Here is a 6,686-nt window from a genome sequence, read left to right as displayed (position 1 = left end):
GGTCAATCGGACGAAGTCCCATTTTTAACGATTTCCTGTTAAAGGGCTAAGCTACTAAAATAGCCCTTTAACGGGAACAAGATTGACCACGGGTCAATCGGACGAAGTCCCATTTTTAACGATTTCCTGTTAAAGGGCTAAGCTACTAAAATAGCCCTTTAACGGGAAATAAGCCGGCGAATTGTGCCGGCTTATTATTACGCAAAACCCCTGCCTGGCCAAATTATTTCGTATTCATTTGCAGGATCAGATTGACCATGGCGCTCTCGGAAACCTCCTGGGGATCAAAACTCAGGGTTGTATAATTATTGCTGCCTGCGGGTGAAGCAATCGTTACGTCCTTCATGTCGGCATAGAATTTCCCGTTTTGGGTGCTCATGGCCAGGAAGGTACCCTGCATACCGACAGGAATGGAAGCCTGGTAACTGATAAATCCCTGGTTGGTGCCCGTTGCATTCAGGATGATATCGTAAAATTTGATCAGCGTATTCTGATTATGGGGTTTGAAATACAGCATAGTTGGCTGATCTGCCATATAATTGGTCGAAGTCTCGCTGTTATAATGACTGTTGAAATACCCCAGAACGGTCGTTTTAGTCCCGGAATTACTTTGGATCGCATCGCAATTTCTCCATTTGACGAGGCTATCCAGTCTGAAATTGAGGGTTCCATTCGTACCATTGAAGAAGGCATAACTGGATGGGAGCTGATTCCAGGCAATCCCTTTGCGAAGAGCCGTCTGAATGGAAATCGTAATAGGGGTGTTCAGGTAATCGTAACCGGATAAGGTCACCGTGGCAGCAGAATCTCCACCCCACATCGGAACTTCCTGCCCATTCGGTTTGGCGGGTACCTGTACTTTCAGAACACTATCCTTTTTTAACAAGAGCTCCTGGTTGTTCTGGGAAACCCTGACAAAAAATTCGCCGTAGGATACCAGCATACGACCGTCACTGGTAAGGGTAGGTTTATCACCCAGGATCATATCGCTGGGAGAGTTGATCTCTTTAACGGCAACGGTAACGGACCCTGTTACGGCAGCTCCCGCGGAGGTGACGAAAACGCCGGCAGGAATGGTGTATTTAATACCCTTTGAGGAGGTGATTTCAGCTCCGGCGGATGCATCCACTGTGAACGTTTCAAATTGGGGCCCATGACTCTGCAGGAAGGCGGTCATAATCTTTCCGTCCTGGTTATTATTATTGTTGTTCTGTTCGACGGAACCATTTTTTTTGCAGGACATAATACTTAAAGCCGAAGCGGTGAAAAAAGCCAGTGATTTTAGGGATAAATTTTTCATATACCGTGTTTTTAATTTAAAAATGAAGCCTTTCCTAAGTAAATCACCGATGTCCTGCTTTTGTTACCCCTCTTTTCCGGCTTTTTTTTGGATATTCGCCAAAAAGCTTCCCCCGGATGATGATTCACCCCGATCAGCGATACCTAGAAGGGCTATTAAGAAATGATACTCAGGTAGTTGACGAAATTTACCGGCTTTTTGCCCCCCGAATTAAATTCCACATTCTGCAGCGACGGGGCTCTGAAGAGGATGCCGCGGATATCTTCCAGGAGTCTTTAATAGATATCTATAACCAGGCGAAATATAAAGGACTACAGCTAACCTGCCCCTTTGAACCCTTCCTATTACTTATTTGCAAAAGAAAATGGTTGAATGCACTAAAGAAAAAGGAGCATAGCCCGGTAACAAAATCCACAGATGATTTATATGATTATGGAGAAGATGTTTTTGCCCTGGCCGAAAACCTGGAGATGGAGGAGGGAAAGGTCCGCTTGTTTTTCCGGGAATTTGAGCGGCTGGGCGAAAAATGCCGGGAAATAATAAGATTACACCTTACAGGGGAAAAACAGGAGAAAATTGCCGCTACCCTTGGCGTTACGTATGGTTATCTGCGTAAAAAGAAATCGGAATGTATGGCAACCTTATTATCCTATATACAAGAGCAAAAAATATAAAGCAGGCGCATAATATTTAAGGCAGAAGAACAAAATATAAGGCAGGCGCACAAAATATAAATCTGGCAAACAGAGCATAAAACAGGCGCACAAATAGTACTGGTGCACATAAAATAAATAAAGAGCGTAGAAAATATCCGATATGGCAACTTACGATAAAGAAACAATTATCCGGTACGTAGACAATGAGTTGTCACCGGAGGAAAAACAGCAAATAGAGGAAGACCTGGTGAAGGATGCTTCCCTGGCGGGTGAGATTGATCTTTACCGTCAATTGAAAGCTGCCTTGCAGGAGCGGTTGCCGCATGATCCTAAAGGGGATGCTTTGCTGGGTACGTTGCGGGAGATGAATAAGAAATATTTTGCTCCATCTGCTCCATCTGTGGAGGCCAGTCCGAAGGTCGTTCCATTCCGGAAATATTTTACGGGGATGGCAGCTGCCGCGGCTGTGATCATAGCCGTGGTTATGCTTTGGCCATCAAACCGGGAAGGTTTTCTGGAAAAGCTTGGACATACGGACATGATCAGTACTACGGAACGGGGGGGGAATACGGATTCGCTATTACAACAGGCATCGGAATTTTTCAATAAGCAGCAATTTGACCGGGCCCTTCCCTTGCTGGATCGGGCTGTAAAAGAAGATAGCAGCAGCCAGCTGGCTTTGTTTTACAGGGGTGTGACCCAATGGCATACCGGAGCGGCGGATGCGGCGAGAAGGGATCTGGAAAAGGTATATGACGGAGGTTCCGCTTTACAATATGAGGCAGCCTTTTATATGGCTATTAGTTATGCCGGGCAGAAAAATAAGCCGGCCGCTTTGGAATGGTTAAAAAGGATCCCGGAAGACACACCTGTTTCTGACAAGGCAAAACAATTAAAAAAAGAATTGGAATAAGGACCATCTCTGTCCCTCATAAATATAAGACCCGCTGCAGTAGCGGGTTTTGCTTTTACTAGCTATCTATTCACCGGTTCCCCAAAAAATAACTCCCCAAAAGAACCTTCCCAAAATATCTTCTCAAAATATCTTCTCAAAATATCTTCTCAAAAAAATCATTCTCTAAAAACAGGAGAATAAGGGGTAACAAAATCTACGGCCGGTTTATATATACTTAAAGGAACCAATATTTAAAGTATCTATTCATCTTTCATTTTTTAACAATTAAAACAAGAGTTATGAAAATTATCGCCATCTGTTTGATCGCAGGAGCTTCTTTGACAGCTTCCGGTCATTGCTTTGCCCAGATCAGTCTCGGAGCAACAAGCATCACCAGGGTAAGCTCCGTTGCCAGTGTAAATAGCCCCGGAATAAACAACGCCTTGAGGGCCACCACTTCCATGGCCAGGACTACGACCACCATGGGAAAGACAACCGTCCACCAAACCGTGAATTCAACTTCTTCCACCGTGCAAGGCGGGGTGAATTCCGACGTCAACCATTTCGCAGCCGGGACGACCGAACTCCAAGCCGCTGCAAATGATCATGCGAACGCGAATGATCACGGGAACGCAAATGGTCAGGTGACCACAAATGGTCAGGTGAATGCAAATGGACAGTTGAACCCGGAAGGGAATGTGAAGGCTGATGAGAAGACGGTTCAAAAGGTTACAAGCCAGGCAAGGACTCAGGTAAAGAATAGTTCCGATAAGGCCGTTTCCACCGGTGAATCAGCCGTGAAAAGAGCCTCTGATACCCAGGTAAAGGCCGAAGCCGACACCCGGATAAAAAGCAGTGCAAGCGCCGCAAGTCATTAAATCCCTATAAAACTGCAGCGGTCGCTTACCGGCGGCCGCTGCTAAACGATTAATCTACCGTTATGCAATCCTTCAAATATATCCTCTTCCTGCTTGCTGCACTGTTCTTACTCGGACACCAACCTGCTTTTGCACAGGAGGAAGACTCTGTCGTGGCCAACAGTCTTGCGGGAGGAAAGGGTAAGGACTCCTCCCTGGAGCAGGAAAAAGGCCATTTTATCATCGGGGTAACCTATCATTCAGCCATGAATTATTATGGGCGGGTGGACAGTTTTAAAAGCAAGGGGCTATATCCGTTTGCCGGTTTTTCATTCAGGAATGGTTTATTCCTGAATGCAACCTTTGTCTTTATTCATAACGATCTCCAAACCCAGTACGCAGCAACGCTGGTCGAAGGGGGGTATAATTTTAAAAATAAAAAGGGCAATTGGGCAGGCAGTCTTTCTGCTTCCAAATATTTCTATCAGGCAAATACGGATCTTATCCAATCTGCCGTGAAGGAAGTTGTTACGGCCAATATCACCAATTTGAATAAAATAATGAATATTACCGTTGGAGCGGATGCCAAACTTAGTGATAAGACTGATTTTGGCTTGCAGGTCGGCCTGGATCATATCATCCGGATACCGGGCGTACTATGCGGCAAGGATGTGATCGTTCTCGACCCTTCTGCTTATATCTATTCCGGTACACAGCATTTCAGCCAAACGTATTACCAGCAAAAGAATTTATTGCTATTCCCGGTCGGGATGGACTCCTTCACTAAGAACAGCCAGGAGTTTAATGTGCTGGCTTATGAATTCAGTATGCCTATCGTGTATGGGTATAAAAAAATCAACCTGATCCTTACTCCTGCTTATATATTGCCTCAGCATATGCTAACTGCAGCAGGGCAATCGGGGGTTTCTGAAAGGGGCACAAATCTGTTTTATATTACGACTACCCTCAAATTCACCTTGTGAACAAAAGTTAAGGCCCTGTACCCAAAAATTATGATTGGGATATTTATGGATAAAGGCCGGTAAGGGGGCGGATAAATGGGTAAAAACGGCTTCTAAAAGGGATCTTGGAAAGAAATTAATCAAATTTCCCTAATTTACCGCCTTAATATAAGTCCCAGAGAAAAATCTGCCCTACAACAAACATAAAAAAACCTAACCGTTCATGTCCAATTCATTGTTCCGTAAAAAATCCCTGGCTAAGATCATAAGCGATGCTGAATGCGGATTGGGGGACGGCCATGGTGCGGATGGCATGAAAAAAGTATTAGGGGTGAGGGACCTTACGCTTATGGGGGTTGCAGCCGTTATCGGGGCGGGGATTTTTTCCACTATTGGCACAGCCGCTTTCCATGGAGGTCCCGGGGTGATCTTTCTGTTTATGATCACAGCAGTCACCTGTGGATTTACTGCCCTTTGTTATGCCGAATTTGCCTCCCGCGTACCGGTATCCGGGAGCGCCTATACCTATTCTTATGTAACCTTCGGAGAGATGATAGCCTGGATCATCGGTTGGGCCCTGATCCTGGAATACGCTATTGGGAATGTCGTGGTCGCCATCTCCTGGAGCGCTTATTTCAATAATATCCTCAAGGCCTTTGGTGTCAACCTGCCTGAATGGCTGACCATCGGCTACCAGACGGCGAAAATGAACTATACCGCGGCCCTGGAGGCCGGCAAACCGGTCAAAGACCTGATCTATATGAATGCTCCGGACTTGTTGGGCTTTAAATTCATCATCAATCTTCCGGCCTTCATCATCGTTGGATTGATCACCATTCTCGCTTATATCGGGATCAATGAAAGTCGTAAAAGCGCCAATTTTATGGTGGGTTTAAAGATCGTGGTTTTGATCTTTATCGCGATCGTGGGTTTCTGGATCATATTTTCGACGGGTACCACTTCCAACTGGACTCCTTTTTTACCAGAGGGGATGGGAGGTGTACTCAAAAGTGTGTCCTCGGTATTCTTTGCGTATATCGGTTTTGACGCCATATCCACGACGGCTGAGGAGTGCAGTAACCCGCAAAAAGATTTGCCCAAGGGTATGATTTACTCCCTGGTGATCTGTACGATAATCTACATCGTCACGGCACTGGTCATCACCGGATTGGTCAACTATAAAGAATTTAATGGAGTTACGGATCCCCTGGCCTATGTCTTCGATCGGATCAACATGCACAAGATCGGGTTTATCATATCGATTACTGCGGTGATCGCTTCTACCAGTGTATTACTGGTCTTCCAGATAGGGCAACCCCGTATCTGGATGAGCATGAGCCGGGATGGCCTTTTGCCTAAACGATTCAGCAAACTGAGCCCCCGTTTCCGGACTCCCGCCTTTGCCACCCTGGTGACGGGATTTCTGGTAGGGATCCCGGTATTGCTGGTGGATGATAAGCTGATGACAGACCTGACCAGTATCGGAACCTTATTTGCCTTTGTGCTGGTTTGTGGGGGGGTACTTTATCTGCCTGCACTGAAAAAGCAGGCTGGTAAATTCCAGATCCCTTACCTTAACGGCAAATTCATAATTGGTATCCTGGTTGCCCTTTTTCTTATCTTATCCAGGGATAGGGTGTCGGGCTCCATTAAAAACATCAGCGCGGAGGGATATGAAGAGATCCTGTTTCTCTTCTTTGTTATCGCCGCCATCATCATTGCCATACTCAGCTTTATTCGCAACTACTCGGTAATCCCGGTATTGGGCGTACTTTGTTGTCTTTATCTGATGATCGAGATCCCCCCCAAAAGCTGGGTGGTCTTTTTTGCCTGGATGGGTTTTGGGCTGACCATCTACTTTCTTTATGGATACCGGAGAAGTAAATTGGCTGGTTCCCGTCCCCTCATTCCGCCAACCGGCACATCCACTCCCTAAGAGGTCTTCAGAACAGAAATCTCCAGGACAAGAGAATGTCAGAAGCCCGGTTTCCTGAATTTTCAGAAAGCAGCAGAAAA

General features: G+C 45.8%; 6 protein-coding genes. 5 read left to right on the top strand and 1 reads right to left on the bottom strand.

Annotated features, from left to right (window positions below; all coding sequences use genetic code 11):
- Positions 1-223 precede the first annotated feature (223 nt).
- Positions 224-1,300 (bottom strand): hypothetical protein, encoded by a 1,077-nt coding sequence (locus ACX0G9_RS25015; RefSeq protein ID WP_459067703.1) that lies wholly within the window; start codon positions 1,298-1,300, stop codon positions 224-226.
- A 116-nt stretch (positions 1,301-1,416) separates the two neighbouring features.
- On the opposite strand from ACX0G9_RS25015, the gene ACX0G9_RS25010 reads away from it, so the two are divergent.
- The 5 genes from ACX0G9_RS25010 (at position 1,417) to ACX0G9_RS24990 (ending at position 6,606) form a co-directional block, all read left to right on the top strand.
- Positions 1,417-1,974 (top strand): RNA polymerase sigma factor, encoded by a 558-nt coding sequence (locus ACX0G9_RS25010; protein WP_459067702.1) that lies wholly within the window; start codon positions 1,417-1,419, stop codon positions 1,972-1,974.
- Positions 1,975-2,116: 142 nt separating this feature from the next.
- The gene (locus tag ACX0G9_RS25005) at positions 2,117-2,869 is read left to right on the top strand and encodes a tetratricopeptide repeat protein (RefSeq protein WP_459067701.1); all 753 of its coding nucleotides are present in this window, start codon (positions 2,117-2,119) and stop codon (positions 2,867-2,869) included.
- Positions 2,870-3,150: 281 nt separating this feature from the next.
- Positions 3,151-3,729, top strand: coding sequence for a hypothetical protein (locus ACX0G9_RS25000; RefSeq protein ID WP_459067700.1), 579 nt, complete (start codon positions 3,151-3,153; stop codon positions 3,727-3,729).
- Positions 3,730-3,791: 62 nt separating this feature from the next.
- A complete protein-coding gene (locus ACX0G9_RS24995; protein ID WP_459067699.1) occupies positions 3,792-4,691 on the top strand; it encodes a hypothetical protein in 900 nt (299 codons plus the stop codon).
- A 202-nt stretch (positions 4,692-4,893) separates the two neighbouring features.
- On the top strand, positions 4,894-6,606 hold the full coding sequence (locus ACX0G9_RS24990) for an amino acid permease (RefSeq protein ID WP_459067698.1): 1,713 nt from the start codon (positions 4,894-4,896) through the stop codon (positions 6,604-6,606).
- The last annotated feature ends 80 nt before the right edge of the window (positions 6,607-6,686 follow it).

The organism is Flavitalea flava (assembly GCF_054461575.1).
This window is presented reverse-complemented; position numbering and strand designations above follow the sequence as displayed.

Excerpts from the sequence above, each read along its gene's own strand:
- ACX0G9_RS24990 (WP_459067698.1), top strand. The coding sequence starts at position 4,894 with ATGTCCAATTCATTGTTCCGTAAAAAATCCCTGGCTAAGATCATAAGC.
- ACX0G9_RS25005 (WP_459067701.1), top strand. The coding sequence starts at position 2,117 with ATGGCAACTTACGATAAAGAAACAATTATCCGGTACGTAGACAATGAG.
- ACX0G9_RS25010 (WP_459067702.1), top strand. The coding sequence starts at position 1,417 with ATGATGATTCACCCCGATCAGCGATACCTAGAAGGGCTATTAAGAAAT.
- ACX0G9_RS25000 (WP_459067700.1), top strand. The coding sequence starts at position 3,151 with ATGAAAATTATCGCCATCTGTTTGATCGCAGGAGCTTCTTTGACAGCT.
- ACX0G9_RS24995 (WP_459067699.1), top strand. The coding sequence starts at position 3,792 with ATGCAATCCTTCAAATATATCCTCTTCCTGCTTGCTGCACTGTTCTTA.
- ACX0G9_RS25015 (WP_459067703.1), bottom strand. The coding sequence starts at position 1,300 with ATGAAAAATTTATCCCTAAAATCACTGGCTTTTTTCACCGCTTCGGCT.